Below are 17,529 nucleotides of genomic sequence, written 5' to 3' on the forward strand. Positions count from 1 at the left end.
CTTATTTTAGTTGCCGCTCCTCACCGGCAGAATGCCTGCGGATCCAGGCGCGGGTGCGGTTGATCAGCGTCTGCTCGAGATTGCTGAAGAAGTGGTCGGCACCCTCGATGCGGTCTTGCCGATAGGCCTGTAACTCTGCTCGCTTGGCGACAATGCGGCGTAGCCTGGCAGTGTCGGTGACACTGGCTAGATCGCGACTGCCGTAGAGATCGAGCATCGGCAGCTTGAGCTTACGCAGCGCCTCGTATACCGGATTCTCCTCCCGTTCCTGCGGCGTCGGTAGGCCGATTGCGACAAATGCACGGATCGCCTCGGGTGGGGCATCCTCGGCGAGAAACTCCAGCCCCATGCGTGCCCCGAGACTGTGGCCAATCAGCACCAGATTGTGGTTATTCTGTTCGCTGAAGAATTTCGCGGCACTGCGGATGCGCGGGAACGCCTCGGGGATCAGCTGCAGCCACTTCGCCTGCGTTGCGCCAGGGGCGGCCACCGGCAGCTGGATCGAAAGGGTCTCCCAGCCGTGTTTAGGCAGCGCCGTGCGCAGCGGATGGATCACCTGATCCCAGTCAGGGTTGGCGCCCATACCGTGCAGCAGGATCACGCCGCCCTGCACCTGTTTGGCGGGACTCAGGGTGTGGATGGCGAGAAAACGCCTACCCTCCGCCTTCAGCCAGATCGGCTGGCCCTCCAGAATGGCATCGAAGATCTGCTCGGCAATGCGCCCCTCCCGGGTCAGATCGGCGGCGCTGAGTAGGCCGGGCAGCAGACAGAATAGTAGGCTGATGGCGTATCGGTTGATGCTTCTGTACGGCTCCATGGTAGAGGAATTTAGACCAGAATCACGCCGTCGTCATGCCGTTGCGGCGTCTGCTGCATGCTGACCGGTGGGGAGGCTGAAAATTCTCCTGCTTTGGGGTAAAGTGCCCCGTCAACTTATATCGAGGGTTGGGGCCGCCGGTTTCCAACCAGCTTCCAGGGTCGTCATGGCGCTGGTGAATCAAATTTGAAAGGGGAGTAAAGCATGGCCCGTCAAGCTGATCAGATCGCACCGTCCATCCTTTCGGCGGACTTCGCCAAGCTGGGTGAGGAGGTGGATAACGTCCTCGCCTCCGGCGCCGAGATCGTCCACTTCGACGTGATGGACAACCATTACGTGCCCAACCTGACCATCGGTCCGCTGGTCTGCGAGGCGTTGCGCAAGCACGGCGTCACCGCCGATATCGACGTGCACATGATGGTCAAGCCGGTGGATCGCATCATCCCCGATTTCGCCAAGGCCGGCGCCACCTACATCACCTTCCATCCGGAGGCCTCTGAGCACATCGACCGCTCCCTGCAGCTGATCCGCAACGAAGGCTGCAAGTCCGGCCTGGTCTTCAACCCCGCCACCCCGCTGTCGCACCTGGATTATGTACTCGACAAGGTCGACATGATCCTGCTGATGTCGGTCAACCCGGGCTTCGGCGGCCAGAGCTTCATCCCTGCCACCCTGGACAAGCTGCGCGCCTGCCGCAAGCTGATTGACGACTCCGGTCTGGATATCCGCCTGGAGATAGACGGCGGAGTCAAGGTCGACAACATCGCTGAGATCAAGGCCGCTGGTGCTGACACCTTCGTCGCCGGCTCCGGTATCTTTGGTTTTCCCGAAGAGGGCGATGCCAACCGCTACAACACCATCGTCGGCAAGATGATGGCTGAATTGGGCAAAGTCTGATCCGACGTGACGCTGAAAACGGGGCCTGGTTGGCCCCGTTTTTTGTTGTCTGGCAGGAGCTTCTCTGATTTCCACAGGCAGGGTGCGCAAACTTTTCTCCTCCCTTCTGTATCCTTGCTCCTTTTGAGTCACCAAGCAGGTAGCAGATTATGAGTCTCAAGCAGCCCAAGATGGTCCTTATCGACGTGGACGGTACCTTGGTGGACAGCGTTCCCGACCTGGCCTGGTGTGTCGATGAGATGATGCGGCAGCTGGGTTATCCGGTTTGGGGTGAGGATCGGGTGCGCGACTGGGTGGGCAACGGTGTCGAACGTCTGGTGCGCCGGGCGCTGATCGGTCAGCTCGATGGCGAGCCATCGGATGAGGCGTTCGAGAAAGCCTATCCGATCTTCCTGGCGCTCTACGCGGAGAATACCTCCAAGCGTTCGGCGCTCTATCCGGGGGTGCGAGAGGGGCTGGACTACCTCAAGGCGAAGGGCTACAAGCTGGGCTGTGTTACTAACAAGGCGGCCCAGTTCACTCTGCCGCTACTGAAGGATCTGGGCATTCACGATGATTTCGAGATCATCATCTCCGGTGATACCCTGCCGAAGAAGAAGCCTGAGCCGATGCCGCTGCTGCATGGCGCAAAATACTTCGGGATCGATCCTGCCGAGGCAATGATGATCGGCGACTCCAAGAGTGATGTGAAGGCGGCTCGGGCCGCCGGGTTCCAGATTATTTGCATGAGCTATGGCTATAATCACGGCGAGGATATCCGTAACTACGATCCGGATGCAGTGGTTGACTCGATGGCAGAGGTCAAGGGTTTGCTGGAGGCTGCAGCTTGAGTCGCGCCATCCTTTTCGATTATCTTTGAGAGTCATTCCATAGTCAGAACAAGAGTATGTACTTCCTTCTCCACAAAAAGAGCCTGAAGACCGGCACACGATGGCGTTGGTGATTTCGACCGAAACGTCCGTTGTTTGTCTGTCTGTTGTGTGGAGAGGATCATGACCCCCCAAGAATTCGATGCCCTGGTGGACCAGGGTTTTAACCGCATCCCTGTCGCCTGCGAGGTGCTAGCCGACCTCGATACTCCCCTGAGTGTCTATCTCAAGCTGGCAGACGGCCCCTACTCCTATCTCTTTGAGTCGGTCCACGGCGGTGAGAAGTGGGGCCGCTACTCGATCATCGGTTTGCCCTGTCGTACCCATGTCCGGGTCAATGATCATAGCGTCGAGGTGGTGACCGACGGTGAGGTCGTGGAGGCCGACGAGGCGACGGATCCGCTAGCCTGGATCGAGGCCTTTCAGGAGCGCTACAAAGCGGCCGAACCGGAAGGGCTGCCCCGCTTCAACGGCGGCCTGGTGGGTTATTTCGGTTACGACATCGTCCGCTATATCGAACCCAAGCTGGCGAACTGTCCCAACCCGGACCTGATGGGTACCCCGGACATCCTGCTGATGGTCTCCGACGAACTGGTGGTATTCGACAATCTCAGCGGGCGCATGTTTGTCATCGTGCATGTGGACCCTAGCGCCGGCGGCACCCTGGATGGAGCCGAGGCGCGGATCCGCGAGCTGATCCAGTCGATGAAGCGCGGCGCACCCCGGGGGGGCTGCAAAACCGCCCGTCAGGTGAATGAGTCGGACTTTGTCTCCGGCTTCTCCGAGGAGGGCTTCATGCAGGCGGTGGACCGGATCAAAGAGTACATCCTGGAAGGCGACTGCATGCAGGTGGTGATCTCGCAGCGCCTCTCGATCCCGTTTCAGGCACCGCCGCTCGATCTCTACCGTGCCCTGCGCGGACTCAATCCCTCGCCCTATATGTACTTTCTCAATCTGGGTGAGTTTCATATCGTCGGCTCCTCACCGGAGATTCTGACCCGCCTGGAGGATGGCGTGGTGACGGTGCGTCCCATCGCCGGCACCCGCCGTCGCGGTTACACCGAGAAGGAGGACCGGGCGCTGGAGGCAGAGCTGCTGGCCGACCCCAAGGAGCGTGCTGAGCACCTGATGCTGATCGACCTGGGGCGCAATGACGCTGGTCGTGTCGCCAAGGTGGGTAGCGTGCGGCTCACCGACGAGTTCATCATCGAACGCTACTCCCACGTTATGCACATCGTCTCTAACGTCACCGGTGAGCTGAAAGAGGGCATGAGTGCGATGGATGTGCTGCGCGCCACCTTCCCCGCCGGCACGGTCAGTGGGGCGCCGAAGATCCGGGCGATGGAGATCATTGACGAACTGGAACCGGTGAAACGGGGTGTCTATTCGGGCGCGGTGGGTTACCTCTCCTGGAACGGCAACATGGATACCGCCATCGCCATCCGCACTGCGGTGATCAAAGATCAAACATTACACATTCAGGCCGGCGCTGGGGTGGTAGCCGACTCCATCCCCGCCCTGGAGTGGAAAGAGACCATGAACAAGGGGAGGGCCATCTTCCGTGCCGTGGCCCTGGCGGAGGCCGGTATCGACCGCCACGCCTGTGATCCGTCTGAAGAGGAGGCGTAATTATGTTGTTGATGATCGATAATTACGACTCCTTCACCTATAACCTGGTGCAGTATTTTGGCGAGCTGGGCGCGGAAGTGGTGGTGAAGCGCAATGACGAGATCACCATCGACGATATCGAGGCGCTGCAGCCGAATCACTTGGTGATCTCCCCAGGCCCCTGCACCCCCAGCGAGGCTGGTATCTCGGTGGCGGCGATCAAGGCCTTCGCCGGGCGCATCCCGCTGCTCGGTGTCTGTCTTGGTCACCAGTCGATCGGCCAGGCCTTCGGCGGAAAGATCGTGCACGCCCGTGAAGTGATGCATGGCAAGACCTCGCCTATTCACCATGCCGACAGAGGCGTCTTCAGCGGTTTGGAGAATCCCTTCGAGGCGACTCGCTATCATTCGCTGGTGATCGAGAAGGCGAGTCTGCCAGACTGTCTGGAGATCACCGCCTGGACCGAACGTGACGGCGAGATGGATGAGATCATGGGGGTGCGCCATAAGGAACTCGACGTGCAGGGGGTGCAGTTCCATCCCGAGTCGATCCTGACTCGCCACGGCCATGACATGCTGAGCAACTTTATCGACGGAAAATAGGATAGGTTTGGAATAACCAACAACAGGGAGTCGTTGAGATGGAACATCAAGAAAGGCAGATTAAGTTGCCGCCGCAGCTGCTGCTTCTCGATATGCTGGGTGCGATTCTGATGGGTGTAGGGCTGGCTGACTGGCTGGCCAATACCAGTCTCGTACCAGAGTCGATGCGCTTCGAGAACTATGACATCGTCATGGTGGTCGTTGGGGGATTGATGATGTTGCCTCCGCTCATTTACATTGTGCGGACGGCGCTGGAGTTGCGACGTTCCGCTTGAGCGCAGAGATATAGGTGTGTTTAGGCCAGCTTAATATCGCTATCGTTGCGGTTTGTTTCAAGGCGTCGTTTTTCGTCCATCAGTTCAGACATCGCTGCGATCAATACTGAACTCGAGGCCTCAACCACATTGAACCGGTCCAGGATCTCTTCGCGTACGGCTTCATCGTTTTTCCAATCCCTGTTCAGCAGGGCCACCACCTGATGCACGCTGTTGTGCACCTGCTCATGGGGTATCTGGAGTCTTTCATAGGAGGGAAGGTGCCTGAATACATTAAACCCCTGTGCCGATTCGTACCATTGACCAAAGCGGCACTGGTGATGGTCCACCTTGGTTGCCTGCCACTCAGGGCTGCCCTCCCCCATCTCATAGGCGCGATAGGCATTCTGCAGATAGATCATGTGGTCGAGCTTAATCAGTGAGGCGTTGCTGACCCCCTGAGCATAGGCGATGGTCTCATAGCTGGCCTGGGCGCCGTCAGCCACCTGATTGAAGCCAGTCTCAAAGTCGGCAACCATCTCCTGGGAGTGGTCGGCCATCTCTGCAATGGTGGCTGCATTGTCAGACATGGTCTGGGTGGCCGTGGAGAAGCCGTGAATAATCTGCTCGATGCTGCCTGCCGCTTGTTTGGTGCTCTCCGCCAACTTCTTGACCTCATCGGCCACCACTGCAAATCCTCGGCCATGTTCGCCGGCGCGGGCCGCCTCGATGGCGGCATTCAGCGCCAGCAGATTGGTCTGGTCGGCTATCTGGGTGATCAGAGAGAGTGCCTGAATGACTTCGATACTGTGTTCGTTGAGGGTGGAAGAAGAGCTCTGGATCTCGCCGATCATCTCCACCAAACTGCGTAGTTGGCCGGTTACCTCACTGATCGATTCACGACCGGCCAGCGCGGTATTGGCAGCCTGCCGGGAGATATCCTCAACCGTGCCCATGTGCTCCGCCATTTCGCCGAGGTCTGCCTGGGTCAGCTGCAGATTGCTGAGCAGTGAATCGGTCTTGGATGCGCTGAGTTTGCCGAAGAAGACATCAACCTCCCGGTGGCGCCTATTCTCCGCCATGGCATCGACTGAGGCGTTGATGCGCTCCATGGCTTTCTGGTAGGAGCCGTGCAGCCCTGCCGGGAAACACTTGCGATGGAACTGCTCCTTGAGGCCCAGCTCAAAGGTGGTGCTGGTCTCTTTGAAAAAAGCCTCCTCCTGATCGCGTCCCTCATTCAGGTTCCAGGCGGTCTCCGCCAGATTATGTTTCTCGGGGATCTGGGTGATCCGGTACTGCAGGTCGCCTTTGATGATCGCCTGGCCCATGGCCTTGATCTTGGCGATTAATTCCTGGTCTTCGCGCTCCGTGCGCCAGCTCAGAACTCCCAGCACCAGGGCTAGTATCAAGCCAGCGATGAGTTCCGCCTGCAGGCCGTGACGGATCAGGCCGATGATGACCAAAACCACCAGCACCCCCAGCATGAGTCGGCTAAGGGTTGCTGCCCTAAATCTCAAGAACGAAGTGCTCATAATCGCTCCCGTAGTCGGTCAGTTTTGCCTGTAGCAGCTGGGTCGATGCCTGGATTGCCTGTCTGGCCCCCGCCCGCTGCTCTACCGCCAGCATCTCTGCGTAGATCGGTTCGATCAGCCGTACCGACTCCTCCTTTGGCCGGCGTCTTACCGAATAGTAACCGACTAACTTGCCGGAGGGATTCAATGTCGGGGTGATGTTGGCGAAGACCCAGTAGAAGCTGCCATCCCTACTCATGTTTTTGACGTAGCCGAAGAACTCCCGGCCTTGTTTGAGCGTATCCCACAGCAGTTGAAAGATGGCCCTTGGCATATCCGGGTGACGTATGATGTTCTGTTGCTGGCCCAGCAATTCCGCTTCGCTGTAGCCTGCAATCTGCATAAAAATACGGTTGGTGTAGGTTATGCGGCCGCTTGGGTCGGTCTTGGAGACGATAAAGTCCTCTTCCTTGAGCTTTCGTTCTTTGTTGATGGGTTGGATCTTGTTTTTCATTCAATGAGTCCCCCGGCACCTCTCCCCACCTCCTACTTTCGGCAGGGAGGGCGGAAAAGTTAATTAATTCCTGGGGGCGATGAGCGGGTTTACTGGTTCGGAGCCGAACCCTGTGTATGAGATATCTTTGCGTCCTTCGCACTTCTTTGCGATCTTTGCGTTATTCCAAGATAAACGAAAGGGGAGAGTTTCAATGGAGATGCGGCAGGCCATCAATAAAGTCCTGGGCCGTCAGGAGCTGAGCGCCGACGAGATGACCGGGGTGATGCGCACCATCATGACCGGAGGGGCGACTTCGGCACAGATCGGCGGTTTTCTTATCGGTCTGCGCATGAAGGGCGAGACGGTAACCGAGATCGCTGCCGCGGCCTCGGTAATGCGCGAGTTGGCCAGTGGTGTCGCCATCGGCGATCTGGAAAACACTGTCGATATCGTCGGCACCGGCGGTGACGCCTCCGGCACCTTCAACGTCTCCACCGCCAGCATGTTCGTCGCCGCCGCCGCCGGTTGCCATGTGGCGAAGCACGGCAATCGTTCAGTCTCCTCCAAATCGGGTAGTGCCGATGCGTTGGAGGCTGCTGGCATCCGGCTCGATCTGATGCCACAACAGGTTGAGCAGTGCGTGCGCGAGGTGGGTGTTGGCTTCATGTTTGCGCCCGGTCATCACAGTGCCATGAAATACGCCATCGGCCCGCGCAAGGAAATGGGGGTGCGCACCATCTTCAATGTGCTCGGCCCCCTCACCAACCCTGCCGGCGTGCCCAACCAGCTGCTCGGTGTTTTCAGTGAGGAGCTGCTGGAGCCCCTGGCCGAGGTGCTGCAGCGGCTTGGTAGCCAGCATGTGATGGTAGTCCACTCTCGCGACGGCCTTGATGAAATCAGTATTGGCGAGGCCACCGACGTGGCCGAGCTGAGGGATGGTCAGATCCGCCGTTATTCGATCCAGCCGGAAGATTTCAGCATCAAACGCACCGCCATCGACAGCATCAAGGCGGATGATGCGGCCCACAGTCTCGACATCATCCGCGGTGTGCTGGAGGATCGCGCTGGCCCGGCTCGGGATATCGTGATGCTCAACGCCGGTGCCGCGATCTACTGTGCCGGGCTTGCCGAGAGCCTGACGGATGGGGTGCAGAAGGCCGATCAGGCGATCGCCAGCGGCGAGGCGCGCAATCGGCTCGACCGCCTGGTGGTGCTCAGCCAGAGCTTCGATTGACGGGCGATGCTGTGCCTGCGCGGACCGTTCAGGCGGGGGATTGGGTTGTATACATCCTGTGCTGTGCCGATGACACCCTCTATACAGGGATCACCACCGATCTAGAGAGGCGCCTGACGGAGCACAATCAGGACAATCGCCTGGGCGCCAGATATACTCGGGTGCGGCGCCCGGTGGCGCTAGTCTATCAGCAGGCCTGTGCGGATCGTGCCGCGGCGCTGCGGGAGGAGTATCGCATCAAGCAGCTGAGCCGGGCGCAGAAGCAACGCCTGATCGCGGCTGCTATTTCAGACTAAGTCGTGGACGGGCCTGCGTTGGCCAGGGTCGAAGGGTAAACCCCTATTTTTATCTCACGGCTCGAGTGGCATTCTCAATCGATAAAAAGAGGGTAGCTTGCTGCTGCCAGATAACTATCGGAAGAGAATGATGGAGTTTTTTGCCAAGACGGTCTGTCGGGCCAATCCACAGCTGATCCAACATCGGGTGCGCATCGAGAACCTGATGAGCTGGTGTGCCGCGATTGAGGCCGCGTCGGGTCGGGGCGAGCGCGGTGAACTGCTGCTGCCCTGGGGGCGATTTCGTGTCCGCTGGGAGGTGATCCAGAGCGGGGTGCGCTTCTCTTTGCCCGGTTGCCCCAACGCCACCCAGTGGACGATTACCGTCGATCAGCATCTCTCCGGAGTGCGTCTGCACTGCACCCTCAACCGAACCAAAATCACCCCAGATCTGCGCAGTCAGCTGGAGGCGTTTGTGGCAGAGTGGCTAGCGGGTCTGGAGTCGGGGCTGCAGGGCAGCCCGATTGTGCGCGTTGGCTGTGAAGATGCAGTCTGCCTCAGCTCCTTCAGCGGTATGGGCTAGCTGGACAGCGCCGTTGATTGTATCGCCTGTGATATGCTTTGCGTCCTTTAGAGGCATCCCCGAGCGTTGGCTGGTATGAGTGACACCCCCGATATCCTGAAAAAGATTATCCGCCGCAAGTTGGAAGAGATCAGTGCGCGGAGCGAACAGCTGTCGCTGCAGCAGCTGATCAAATCGCTGGATGAGGCAGATGCCCCGCGAGGCTTCGCCGCCGCCATCCAGGCCAGGATCGATGCCGGTGGCGAGGGGGTGATCGCCGAGATAAAGAAGGCCTCGCCCAGCAAGGGGCTACTGCGGGCCGATTTCAGACCGGCGCAGATTGCGCAAAGCTATGCGAGCGGGGGAGCCGCCTGCCTTTCGGTGCTCACCGATATCGATTTCTTCCAGGGCGCTGATGACTACCTGAAACAGGCGCGTGGCGCTTGTAACCTGCCGGTGATCCGCAAGGATTTCATCATTGCCCCCTACCAGGTCTATGAGGCGCGCGCGATCAACGCCGATTGCATCCTGCTGATCGCCGCCTGCCTGGATGACCAGCGGCTGCGGGAATTGAACGATCTGGCGCATCAGATCGGCATGGATGTGCTGATCGAGGTGCACGACGAGGTGGAGCTGCAGCGGGCGCTGCAGGTGGAGAATCGGCTGATCGGCATCAACAACCGCAATTTGCGGACCTTTGAGGTGAGTCTGGAGACCACCCTGCGGATGTTGGAGCAGATCCCCGGCGACCGCATCCTGGTAACTGAGAGCGGCATTCATAGCGCAGAAGATGTGGCGTTGATGCGCGCTAACGGGGTGCATGCCTTCCTGGTCGGCGAGGCATTTATGCGCGCAGATGACCCGGGAGCGAAACTTGCAGAGCTGTTTGACTAGGCGGGGGTGAGAGGGCTGCCGGGCTCCAGGGGGAGTGCCTGCCGGCTCTCCTCCTGGAGGCGGGTTCTGTGGGACGGGACTCAGCGCGTGCCGAACACTACGATGGTCTTGCCCTTGACGTAGATCAGCCCCTGGGCTTCCAGGTTCTTCAGTACACGCCCAGCCATCTCGCGTGAGCAGCCAACGATGCGGCCAATCTCCTGGCGGGTGATGCGGATCTGCATGCCATCCGGGTGGGTCATGGCATCGGGTTCTTTGCAGAGGTCAAGCAGGGTGCGGGCGATGCGGCCGGTGACGTCGAAAAATGCCAGGTGGCCGACCTTTGTGCTGGTCTGCTCCAGGCGCTGCGAGAGCTGCGCGCCCATCGCATAGAGGGTGTCCTTCATGTATTCACGCAGTTCGGTATCAAACAGCTGTTCAAGGCGTTTGTAACTGATCTCTGCGATCTGGCAGGGAGTGCGGGTGCGGACCATCACGCTGCGCTTTGGCTGAGGGACGAAGAGCCCCATCTCGCCGATGAACTCCCCTTTATTGAGGTAGGTGAGGATGATCTCGCGACCATCATCATCCTCGATGTAGACTGCGACTGAACCTTCGGTGAGGTAGTAGAGTACATCGGAGGGATCACCGATATGGATGATCTCGGTATTCTTTGGATAGCGGCGCCGGTGACAAAACGAGAGGAATCGCTGAAGATACTCTGGCTCTTGGGGTGGCGGCTTGATTATTGTCATAAGTCGGTTTCTCGTTGAATGGCCCGATGAGCTGTTTGGGATAATTTAGCTCTCAACGTTCAATTCTAGCAACCCATTCAACACTGTCGATGAAGCCGTCGTAGTGTCGGGTTGCTGATAGTGGTGGCTGTTCATCCTAAACAATTGAACAGCATATAAATAAAACTTAGCTTCGTCGACCTTATTGTGCGGCTGTGGCGGGGTTTTTGTGGGTTTCCTGATCAATCAGTTTGGAGTTGTGATGAAGGCACGGGTGAAGTGGGTGGAAGATGCCGCGATGATGGGTGAGTCCGGCAGCGGGCATGCGGTGATAATGGACGGTCCGGAGGCGTTTGGCGGGCGCAACCTGGGGATACGGCCGATGGAGATGCTGCTGCTCGGCATGGGTGGCTGCACCGAGTTTGATGTGTTGTCGATGCTGAAGAAGTCGCGCCAGCAGGTGACCGGTTGTGTGGTTGAGTTGGAGGCAGAACGGGCCGAGAGTGAGCCAAAGATCTTCACCCGGATCCACGCTCACTTTATCGTCAGCGGCAAGAATCTGAGTGAAAAGCATGTGGCCCGCGCCATCTCCCTGAGCGCCGAGAAGTACTGCTCCGCCTCGATCATGCTCGGCAAGGTGGCGGAGGTGACCCATGACTATGAGATAAGGGATGTCTGAAGCGGCCGATTTTGATGCGCTGGTTGCCGAGTTCTATCAGGTCTGGTTTCGCTTCCATCCCAGCGCGGCGCTGTTTGCCGGTGTCGCGGGTTATGAGGGGCAACTGGCTGCGGATGGCGACGATGATGTGGGCGCGTTGGCCGGTTGGCTCGGCAATCTGTTGCTGGGGCTCTCCGAGTTCAGCTTGGAGGCGCTTGATGCGGATCGCCAGATCGACCTGCAGCTGATCTATGGTGCGGTGATCATTGAACGCCGCTGGCTGCTGGAGCAGGACTGGCGGCATCGTGATCCGGCCCGCTATCTGCCGCTGCGGACCCTGCAAGAGTTGGTGCTGCGCCAACCCGAGCAGCTTTGCGAGGCTGTGCTGGGGCTGCTGAAGCGCACCCCTAACTACCTGCGTGATGCGCGCAGTCAGCTCTTGGAGCTGCCGGAACTGGTCTCCAGTCTGTGGCTGGCAGAGGCGCTGGAGCTGCTTGAGCGCGGCATCCCCTGGCTGCACCGGCTGGTACAGGAGCTGCCGCAGGGGCGGGAATGCTGTACTGAACAGGGGCAGTTGCAGGGGTTGAGCTGCACCGCGGCCGAGGCGCTGGAGGACTATCAGCACTTCCTGCAGGATGAGATAGTGCCAGCCGCGCAGGGGAGTTCGAGCTGTGGTACGGAGATGGTGGATCTGATCCTGCGCAACCGCCATCAGTTGGCCCTGAGCGGTGAGCAGGCACTGCAGCTGGCGCGACGGGAGAGGGAGAAGATTCGACGACAACTGGCTGAGCTGGGTGTCGATGTGGACGATCTGCAGGATCGGCATCTGGTGGGGCCTGAGCTGACCGGTGAGCAGCGGCAGGTTGTCTATCGCGAGGAGCTGGCTCGGCTCAAGGCGTTTGTGCTGGAGCGGGAGTTGCTGCAGCCACCTGAACAGCCCTGCGAGATCCGGCTGACCGAGGGGTGTTTGAGTCGTATCGCCTGTGACAGCTACTGCCGCACCGAAGCGGGTGGCGTGATCTACCTGCCCTGCCGCACCGAGCGGTCTGAGGGTGGTGAAAGCCTGGCGGAGATTCGCCTGCGTTGTCTTTATGCCGGCTGGGCCGGGCGCCACTTTCTTGCCTGGGCGGGTGGCATCGAGGCGCATAGCCTAGTGCGCCAGATCAACCCGTCCGCCGCCTTCAAACGTGGCTGGGCCCACTATATGAGCGGCCTGCTGGAAGAGCAGGACTACTTTGCTGAAGCAGATCGGCGGCTACTGCAGCAGCGTCGACTGGCGCTGGCGGAGGAGGCGGTGGTGGAGCTGGAGTACCATCTGGGCGATATCGACGGCGTGACCGCGCTGTCGCGACTGCGCAGTGTGGCGATCCTGGGCAACACTGCCGAGTCGCGCCTGACGCAGATATCGCGCCACCCCACCGATGCCTTCATGGCACTGATCGGTGTGCGCCTGCTGGAGGCGACGCGCCGTCGAGTGTTGGAAAAACAGCCGCAGCTGTCGCCGCTGCAGTTTCATGCCAAATTGTTTGCCGAGGGCGCCATCGCCCTGCCGCTGGTGGTGAAGCGCAGCTTTGGCGAATCGGTATGGGAGCAGGCCTCCCGCGAGGTGTTGTGATGAATCGACCCGGTTCCAATCTGGGCATGCGTCATGTGGCGCTCTATGTGCGGGATCTGCCTGCCTGCGAACGGTTCTATGTGAGCCTGCTCGGCATGCAGGTGGAGTGGCGTCCCGATCCGGCCAACGTCTATCTCAGCTCTGGGCCGGATAATCTGGCTCTGCACCAGGCTGCGCCAGGCGAGCGGGATGAGTCGCAACAGCGTCTCGACCACATTGGTTTTTTTCTCGCCACGAAGGCGGCGGTGGATGAGTGGTTTGCCTTCCTGCAGGCTGAGGGTGTGCAGATGCGCACCGAGCCGCGCACCCATCGGGATGGCGCGCGCAGCTTCTACTGCTATGATCCCGATGGCATGGTGGTGCAGATCATTTACCATCCACCGGTGGCGGAGTGGGAGCGCCGCAGATAACCGATTGACGGCGGATGGGCAGATGGCCTAGCCTTGCCCGCCTTTCCATTTCCAATGAGGCAGGATCCGCAGATGAAGCGTCTTAAGCTGCATGGATTCAACAACCTGACCAAGACCCTCAGCTTCAATATCTACGATATCTGCTATGCGGCGACGCCCTCGCAAGTAAAGGAGTATATCGAGTATATCGATGATGCCTATAACGCCGAGCGCCTGACCCAGATCTTGACCGATGTGGCCAACATCATTGGCGCCAATATCCTGAATATCGCGCATCAGGATTACGATCCCCAGGGGGCCAGCGTCACCATGCTGATTTCCGAGGAGCCAGTGGCGGCGCAGCAGCTCTCCAATACCGAGGCGCCGGGGCCGCTGCCCGATGCGGTGGTGGCACACCTCGACAAGAGCCACATCACCGTGCATACCTACCCAGAGAGCCACCCGGAGAACAGCATTAGTACCTTCCGCGTCGATATCGACGTCTCCACTTGCGGGCGTATCTCGCCACTGAAGGCGCTCAACTATCTGATCCACTCATTTGAGTCGGATATCGTGATTATGGACTACCGGGTGCGCGGTTTTACCCGCGATGTGGGAGGCAAAAAGCACTACATCGATCACAAGATCAACTCGATCCAGAACTACCTGGCCCGCGACACCAAAAATCGCTACCAGATGATGGACGTCAACGTCTATCAGGAGAACATCTTCCACACCAAGATGATCCTCAAGGAGTTCGATCTGGACGGCTACCTGTTCGGCATGGAGGTGGACGACATGCCACCGCGCCAGCAGCGCGAGATCAGCGAGCGGATCAAGCGGGAGATGATGGAGATTTTCTACGGCCGCAACATCCAGAAGGGCATGAGACTAATGTAGGCAGCGCTGCTGCAGCGTGAATGGCCTGTTCGCACGGCTTGCGGTGCGCCTACGGCGCCATTACAGATAGTAGACCGACGTGGTCATCAGCTTAGAGGTGAGCTTCATCGCCAGTTTGATCGGGCCTGGCAGTTCGGTGCCGCCGGCCTCAAGCGCCAGTGTGGCGTGGTGGATCTCATCCTCTTTCATCTGTTCGAGAATGGCGCGGCTCTTGGCGTCCTGGCTGGGCAATTGTTGCAGATGGCTGTTCAGGTGCGCCTCCACCTGATGTTCGGTCTCGGCGACAAAGCCCAGGCTCCACTTGTCGCCGGCCAGCCCGGCGGCGGCGCCGATGGCGAACGAGCCGGCGAACCAGAGCGGATTGAGCACGCTCTTGCGGTTATCCAGCTCATCGAGGCGTCTTTCACACCAAGCCAGATGGTCGTTCTCCTCCTGAGCGGCGCGCTCCATGCTGTCGCGCACCTCCGGCAGCTTGGCAGTCAGCGCCTGGCCCTGATAGAGCGCCTGGGCGCAGACCTCACCGGTGTGGTTAATGCGCATCAGGCGTGCAGTCTCGTCGCGCTCCTGCTCGCTCATCTCTGACTCGTCGAGGCCGTGTGCGGGATTGGCTCGCTCGGTGACTTGGGGGCGGCCAAACACGGTGCGCAGGGCCTGGTCGAAACCGAGGATCAGACGCTCGGCCGAGGTGTAACTTCGTGCATTCATAATGCTTAAGATAGCCTCTCTGAGGAGTGGAGTTCAACCGGTTCGGGTATTAGTGCCTGGTCTGCTGCAGTTGCCGGAGGATCAGCTCGAGCGGGTGCAGCACCTCGATCGCCACTCCTGCCTGTTGCAGCAGGTTGCGAATTTGCAGGGCGCAGCCGCTGTTCTGAGTGACCAGGAGCGGGGCCTTGAGTGCGCGGATCTCCTCCAGTAATGCCGCGCCCAGGCCATCGGAGATGCCGGGCTGGAACAGCAGATGGCTGCCTGCCGCGCCGCAGCAACCGAGCCTCTGTGGTACCGGCAGGAGTTGGATCTTGGGGATCCGCTGTAATAACCGGGCGGCGTGATCTCCACGGCTGCTGCAGGGCTGGTGCAGCAGCACCGGTTGCGGCAGGGGGCGCAGAGTCAGCTCCGCGGGCCAGGGCTGTTCCAGCAGCAGCTCGACAAGCGAACGTATCGGTGGAGTGGTACGGCAGTGCTCGAGTAATTCGTTGTGACAGGCGCTGGCGAGGGTGGCGATCACCCCGACCCGGCTTATCTCGAACAGGGCGCTGTTATGCTCGCACAGTTGCTGCGCCTGCTGTAGACCACCGCTGTGACGGTGCAGCGCGCCGCAGCAGTGCTGTGCTTCGGGGATCTCCACCGCATAGCCCAACTGCCGCAGCAGTTCGATCGCTGCCTCGATGAGCTGCGGTTCGAGCGATTGTGAAACGCAGCCGGTGAAGAGCAGGGCGCTGCGGCCGCTGGCGGTGTGGGTGGGCAGCAGGGCGGGGAGCTTTGGTCCTGGGGTGGGGATCTGGTTGGCGATGGCTGCCAGCCGGGAACTGACCCCGAAGCGCTGGCGCGCCAGCCACTGCAGCAGCCCAAAACGCTTGGCCAGTCTGGCAAATCCGAGCCACTTTTTTAGTCTGCGTGGTTGGCTCAGCCGCTTGATTAGTTGTTGCTTGAAGGCACTGTGCCAGCTGCTGCGCCTGCTGTTCAGAAGCTGCCGGGCACCATCGATCATCGCACCATAGGCGACCCCGGAGGGGCAGGCCGATTCGCAGCGTCGGCAGTGCAAGCAGCCCTCCAGGTGTCGGCTCAGGGTCGGATCGGCCGGCAGGCTGCCGTCGGCCAGCGCCTGGATCAGTGCGATCCGCCCGCGTGGCGAGTCGGCCTCGTTGCGCAGCAGTCGGTAGGTGGGGCAGTGGGGCAGACAGAGGCCGCATTTGACGCAGCGGTCCGCCTCGAGGATCAGCTGTTCAGGTGTCACTGGCTGGAGCCTGGGTCGGAAATGCCCGGCAGGCGGTGCGGTTTTGTCGCAAAGGGGGGGTGAATCGCGCTCATCGCGCTTATAATAGCGACAAATCAGCGAGGCTTCACAGCGAGAAGGCCATGTCTTACTACCGCCATCACCTCTTCTTCTGCACCAATCAGCGCGATGATGGGCACCCCTGCTGCGGGCGCTTTAACGCGGCGGGGCAGTGCGGCTATCTGAAGCAGCGGGTTAAGGAGCTGGAGCTGGAGCTGGCCGGACCGGGCGGGGTGCGGGTCAACATCGCCGGTTGTCTTGATCGTTGCGAACATGGGCCGGTGCTGGTGATCTACCCGGAGGCGGTCTGGTACACCTATGTGGATAGGGACGATCTGGATGAGATCCTGCAGCGCCACCTGATCGATGGAGAGCGGGTGGAGCGGCTGCTGATCAAGCCACAGGATGCCTCATAGCGCCTTGGTCTTGGTAGCACCGCAACGGCTGCAGCGAAACTGGGTCACCAGCCGCCCCTGTTTAACGTCGAACTGGCGCTCCTTGACCGTCTGCCACTTGTGAAAGCCCTCGCGACAGAGCCCCCGGCCACGGTGCTTATCGCTCAGGGTGCGCTTTTTGAATGTCAGGATCTCGCCCATTGATCACACTCCTATGGTGTCCGCAGTATGACCGATAATCGACCGACAGTGCAGATCTACGCCCGTGGTTGGGACCACCCGGCTTGGCAGGGCAGTTTTTACCCGGAGGATCTGCCGGCTGACTGGCGCCTGACCTACTATGCCAACGAGTTTCCCGGAGTGTTGTTGCCACAGGCAGTGTGGGCGGATCTCGCAGCCTCGACACTGCTGGAGTGGTTGGATGATTTGGATGATGGCTTCCAGCTCTATCTGGAGATCGAGAGCCCGCTGGAGGCACAGCAGGTGCAGTTGCTTGAGGGATGGGCTGGGCAGCTGGCTGGACTGGTATTGCGGCAGGGGATAGATGCTGAGTCAATCGAGACGATGGGCCTGAACTGCTATCGTCTGCTGCGGTCCGACAAGGGAGTGGCTGACGGTGAGCCGGCCGCCTTCTGCATTAAACCTGATGCGCGATTGGAACCGCGCCAGCAGCGTGCGCTGCTTGAACGTCTCTCCACACGGGTGGCGGGTGATCAGGAGCTGCCTCTGTTCCTTTTCGGCGAGCCGCCAGATCTGGATCTGCTGCGGCAGTTGCGCCAACTGGCACAACTGATGGGGCTGGCTTGACGCTTATAGGGGGTGTCGACAGAATGGGTGAAAATGCCAG

General features: G+C 59.9%; 22 protein-coding genes. 15 read left to right on the forward strand and 7 right to left on the reverse strand.

Going from position 1 to position 17,529, the window contains the following annotated elements; all coding sequences use genetic code 11:
- Position 1: 1 nt before the first annotated feature.
- Positions 2 to 817, reverse strand: a complete 816-nt coding sequence (locus L0Y14_RS01095; RefSeq protein ID WP_006474349.1) for an alpha/beta fold hydrolase — start codon at positions 815 to 817, stop codon at positions 2 to 4.
- 204 nt (positions 818 to 1,021) lie between these two features.
- On the opposite strand from L0Y14_RS01095, the gene rpe reads away from it, so the two are divergent.
- The 5 genes from rpe (at position 1,022) to L0Y14_RS01120 (ending at position 5,068) form a co-directional block, all read left to right on the forward strand.
- Positions 1,022 to 1,714 carry a ribulose-phosphate 3-epimerase gene (rpe, locus tag L0Y14_RS01100; RefSeq protein WP_005959134.1) on the forward strand — a complete coding sequence of 231 codons (693 nt, stop codon included), beginning with the start codon at positions 1,022 to 1,024 and terminating at the stop codon, positions 1,712 to 1,714.
- 149 nt (positions 1,715 to 1,863) lie between these two features.
- Positions 1,864 to 2,544, forward strand: a complete 681-nt coding sequence (locus L0Y14_RS01105; protein WP_006474348.1) for a phosphoglycolate phosphatase — start codon at positions 1,864 to 1,866, stop codon at positions 2,542 to 2,544.
- Positions 2,545 to 2,706: 162 nt separating this feature from the next.
- Complete coding sequence (trpE, locus tag L0Y14_RS01110) at positions 2,707 to 4,212, forward strand: anthranilate synthase component I (protein WP_006474347.1); 1,506 nt, start codon at positions 2,707 to 2,709, stop codon at positions 4,210 to 4,212.
- A 2-nt stretch (positions 4,213 to 4,214) separates the two neighbouring features.
- The gene (locus tag L0Y14_RS01115; RefSeq protein ID WP_005959131.1) at positions 4,215 to 4,793 is read left to right on the forward strand and encodes an anthranilate synthase component II; all 579 of its coding nucleotides are present in this window, start codon (positions 4,215 to 4,217) and stop codon (positions 4,791 to 4,793) included.
- Between the two features lie 38 nt (positions 4,794 to 4,831).
- A complete protein-coding gene (locus tag L0Y14_RS01120) occupies positions 4,832 to 5,068 on the forward strand; it encodes a DUF1418 family protein (protein ID WP_005959130.1) in 237 nt (78 codons plus the stop codon).
- A 20-nt stretch (positions 5,069 to 5,088) separates the two neighbouring features.
- Here L0Y14_RS01120 and L0Y14_RS16390 read toward each other — a convergent pair whose 3' ends face one another.
- Positions 5,089 to 6,579, reverse strand: coding sequence for a methyl-accepting chemotaxis protein (locus L0Y14_RS16390; RefSeq protein WP_005959129.1), 1,491 nt, complete (start codon positions 6,577 to 6,579; stop codon positions 5,089 to 5,091).
- Complete coding sequence (locus L0Y14_RS01130) at positions 6,554 to 7,072, reverse strand: PAS domain-containing protein (protein ID WP_006474344.1); 519 nt, start codon at positions 7,070 to 7,072, stop codon at positions 6,554 to 6,556. The genes L0Y14_RS16390 and L0Y14_RS01130 overlap by 26 nt, the downstream gene beginning before the upstream one ends.
- A gap of 193 nt (positions 7,073 to 7,265) precedes the next feature.
- Between L0Y14_RS01130 and trpD the strand changes: the two genes are divergently transcribed.
- The 4 genes from trpD to trpC all read left to right on the forward strand — a co-directional run bounded on the left by trpD (position 7,266) and on the right by trpC (position 10,019).
- Positions 7,266 to 8,288 (forward strand): anthranilate phosphoribosyltransferase, encoded by a 1,023-nt coding sequence (gene trpD, locus L0Y14_RS01135; RefSeq protein ID WP_006474343.1) that lies wholly within the window; start codon positions 7,266 to 7,268, stop codon positions 8,286 to 8,288.
- A gap of 11 nt (positions 8,289 to 8,299) precedes the next feature.
- A complete protein-coding gene (locus tag L0Y14_RS01140) occupies positions 8,300 to 8,584 on the forward strand; it encodes a GIY-YIG nuclease family protein (RefSeq protein WP_040819227.1) in 285 nt (94 codons plus the stop codon).
- A 127-nt stretch (positions 8,585 to 8,711) separates the two neighbouring features.
- Positions 8,712 to 9,146, forward strand: a complete 435-nt coding sequence (locus L0Y14_RS01145; RefSeq protein ID WP_006474341.1) for a hypothetical protein — start codon at positions 8,712 to 8,714, stop codon at positions 9,144 to 9,146.
- 75 nt (positions 9,147 to 9,221) lie between these two features.
- A complete protein-coding gene (trpC, locus tag L0Y14_RS01150) occupies positions 9,222 to 10,019 on the forward strand; it encodes an indole-3-glycerol phosphate synthase TrpC (protein WP_240991614.1) in 798 nt (265 codons plus the stop codon).
- A gap of 80 nt (positions 10,020 to 10,099) precedes the next feature.
- Here trpC and crp read toward each other — a convergent pair whose 3' ends face one another.
- Positions 10,100 to 10,753 carry a cAMP-activated global transcriptional regulator CRP gene (gene crp / locus L0Y14_RS01155; protein ID WP_005959123.1) on the reverse strand — a complete coding sequence of 218 codons (654 nt, stop codon included), beginning with the start codon at positions 10,751 to 10,753 and terminating at the stop codon, positions 10,100 to 10,102.
- A 241-nt stretch (positions 10,754 to 10,994) separates the two neighbouring features.
- Here crp and L0Y14_RS01160 point away from each other — a divergent pair, with 241 nt between their 5' ends.
- The 4 genes from L0Y14_RS01160 to speD all read left to right on the forward strand — a co-directional run bounded on the left by L0Y14_RS01160 (position 10,995) and on the right by speD (position 14,294).
- Positions 10,995 to 11,411, forward strand: a complete 417-nt coding sequence (locus L0Y14_RS01160; protein WP_010084724.1) for an OsmC family protein — start codon at positions 10,995 to 10,997, stop codon at positions 11,409 to 11,411.
- Positions 11,404 to 13,005: a DUF885 family protein gene (locus tag L0Y14_RS01165; protein ID WP_006474339.1), complete on the forward strand. Its 1,602-nt coding sequence runs from the start codon at positions 11,404 to 11,406 to the stop codon at positions 13,003 to 13,005. The genes L0Y14_RS01160 and L0Y14_RS01165 overlap by 8 nt, the downstream gene beginning before the upstream one ends.
- Positions 13,005 to 13,415: a VOC family protein gene (locus L0Y14_RS01170; RefSeq protein WP_039960102.1), complete on the forward strand. Its 411-nt coding sequence runs from the start codon at positions 13,005 to 13,007 to the stop codon at positions 13,413 to 13,415. Before L0Y14_RS01165 ends, L0Y14_RS01170 begins: the two co-directional genes overlap by 1 nt.
- 72 nt (positions 13,416 to 13,487) lie before the next feature.
- Positions 13,488 to 14,294, forward strand: coding sequence for an adenosylmethionine decarboxylase (gene speD / locus L0Y14_RS01175; protein ID WP_006474337.1), 807 nt, complete (start codon positions 13,488 to 13,490; stop codon positions 14,292 to 14,294).
- A 60-nt stretch (positions 14,295 to 14,354) separates the two neighbouring features.
- On the opposite strand, the gene coq7 is transcribed toward speD, so the two are convergent.
- Both coq7 and L0Y14_RS01185 read right to left on the reverse strand, forming a co-directional pair.
- Positions 14,355 to 14,999, reverse strand: a complete 645-nt coding sequence (gene coq7, locus L0Y14_RS01180) for a 2-polyprenyl-3-methyl-6-methoxy-1,4-benzoquinone monooxygenase (RefSeq protein ID WP_005961980.1) — start codon at positions 14,997 to 14,999, stop codon at positions 14,355 to 14,357.
- A 49-nt stretch (positions 15,000 to 15,048) separates the two neighbouring features.
- A complete protein-coding gene (locus L0Y14_RS01185) occupies positions 15,049 to 16,248 on the reverse strand; it encodes a (Fe-S)-binding protein (protein ID WP_005961978.1) in 1,200 nt (399 codons plus the stop codon).
- 122 nt (positions 16,249 to 16,370) lie between these two features.
- Between L0Y14_RS01185 and L0Y14_RS01190 the strand changes: the two genes are divergently transcribed.
- Positions 16,371 to 16,703, forward strand: coding sequence for a (2Fe-2S) ferredoxin domain-containing protein (locus L0Y14_RS01190; RefSeq protein WP_006474336.1), 333 nt, complete (start codon positions 16,371 to 16,373; stop codon positions 16,701 to 16,703).
- On the opposite strand, the gene L0Y14_RS01195 is transcribed toward L0Y14_RS01190, so the two are convergent.
- Complete coding sequence (locus L0Y14_RS01195) at positions 16,698 to 16,883, reverse strand: hypothetical protein (protein WP_005961974.1); 186 nt, start codon at positions 16,881 to 16,883, stop codon at positions 16,698 to 16,700. The two genes, L0Y14_RS01190 and L0Y14_RS01195, sit on opposite strands and share 6 nt — an antisense overlap.
- 27 nt (positions 16,884 to 16,910) lie before the next feature.
- Between L0Y14_RS01195 and L0Y14_RS01200 the strand changes: the two genes are divergently transcribed.
- Positions 16,911 to 17,489: a hypothetical protein gene (locus tag L0Y14_RS01200; RefSeq protein ID WP_005961972.1), complete on the forward strand. Its 579-nt coding sequence runs from the start codon at positions 16,911 to 16,913 to the stop codon at positions 17,487 to 17,489.
- Positions 17,490 to 17,529: the final 40 nt, after the last annotated feature.

Origin of the sequence: Candidatus Endoriftia persephonae (assembly GCF_023733635.1) — a bacterium.
Classification (GTDB): Bacteria; Pseudomonadota; Gammaproteobacteria; order Chromatiales; family Chromatiaceae; genus Endoriftia; species Endoriftia persephonae.

What these genes read in the sequence shown, in the direction of transcription:
- L0Y14_RS01095 (WP_006474349.1), bottom strand. Translation starts at nt 817, where the DNA reads ATGGAGCCGTACAGAAGCATCAACCGATACGCCATCAGCCTACTATTC.
- rpe (WP_005959134.1), top strand. Translation starts at nt 1,022, where the DNA reads ATGGCCCGTCAAGCTGATCAGATCGCACCGTCCATCCTTTCGGCGGAC.
- L0Y14_RS01105 (WP_006474348.1), top strand. Translation starts at nt 1,864, where the DNA reads ATGAGTCTCAAGCAGCCCAAGATGGTCCTTATCGACGTGGACGGTACC.
- trpE (WP_006474347.1), top strand. Translation starts at nt 2,707, where the DNA reads ATGACCCCCCAAGAATTCGATGCCCTGGTGGACCAGGGTTTTAACCGC.
- L0Y14_RS01115 (WP_005959131.1), top strand. Translation starts at nt 4,215, where the DNA reads ATGTTGTTGATGATCGATAATTACGACTCCTTCACCTATAACCTGGTG.
- L0Y14_RS01120 (WP_005959130.1), top strand. Translation starts at nt 4,832, where the DNA reads ATGGAACATCAAGAAAGGCAGATTAAGTTGCCGCCGCAGCTGCTGCTT.
- L0Y14_RS16390 (WP_005959129.1), bottom strand. Translation starts at nt 6,579, where the DNA reads ATGAGCACTTCGTTCTTGAGATTTAGGGCAGCAACCCTTAGCCGACTC.
- L0Y14_RS01130 (WP_006474344.1), bottom strand. Translation starts at nt 7,072, where the DNA reads ATGAAAAACAAGATCCAACCCATCAACAAAGAACGAAAGCTCAAGGAA.
- trpD (WP_006474343.1), top strand. Translation starts at nt 7,266, where the DNA reads ATGGAGATGCGGCAGGCCATCAATAAAGTCCTGGGCCGTCAGGAGCTG.
- L0Y14_RS01145 (WP_006474341.1), top strand. Translation starts at nt 8,712, where the DNA reads ATGATGGAGTTTTTTGCCAAGACGGTCTGTCGGGCCAATCCACAGCTG.
- trpC (WP_240991614.1), top strand. Translation starts at nt 9,222, where the DNA reads ATGAGTGACACCCCCGATATCCTGAAAAAGATTATCCGCCGCAAGTTG.
- crp (WP_005959123.1), bottom strand. Translation starts at nt 10,753, where the DNA reads ATGACAATAATCAAGCCGCCACCCCAAGAGCCAGAGTATCTTCAGCGA.
- L0Y14_RS01160 (WP_010084724.1), top strand. Translation starts at nt 10,995, where the DNA reads ATGAAGGCACGGGTGAAGTGGGTGGAAGATGCCGCGATGATGGGTGAG.
- L0Y14_RS01165 (WP_006474339.1), top strand. Translation starts at nt 11,404, where the DNA reads ATGTCTGAAGCGGCCGATTTTGATGCGCTGGTTGCCGAGTTCTATCAG.
- L0Y14_RS01170 (WP_039960102.1), top strand. Translation starts at nt 13,005, where the DNA reads ATGAATCGACCCGGTTCCAATCTGGGCATGCGTCATGTGGCGCTCTAT.
- speD (WP_006474337.1), top strand. Translation starts at nt 13,488, where the DNA reads ATGAAGCGTCTTAAGCTGCATGGATTCAACAACCTGACCAAGACCCTC.
- coq7 (WP_005961980.1), bottom strand. Translation starts at nt 14,999, where the DNA reads ATGAATGCACGAAGTTACACCTCGGCCGAGCGTCTGATCCTCGGTTTC.
- L0Y14_RS01190 (WP_006474336.1), top strand. Translation starts at nt 16,371, where the DNA reads ATGTCTTACTACCGCCATCACCTCTTCTTCTGCACCAATCAGCGCGAT.
- L0Y14_RS01195 (WP_005961974.1), bottom strand. Translation starts at nt 16,883, where the DNA reads ATGGGCGAGATCCTGACATTCAAAAAGCGCACCCTGAGCGATAAGCAC.
- L0Y14_RS01200 (WP_005961972.1), top strand. Translation starts at nt 16,911, where the DNA reads ATGACCGATAATCGACCGACAGTGCAGATCTACGCCCGTGGTTGGGAC.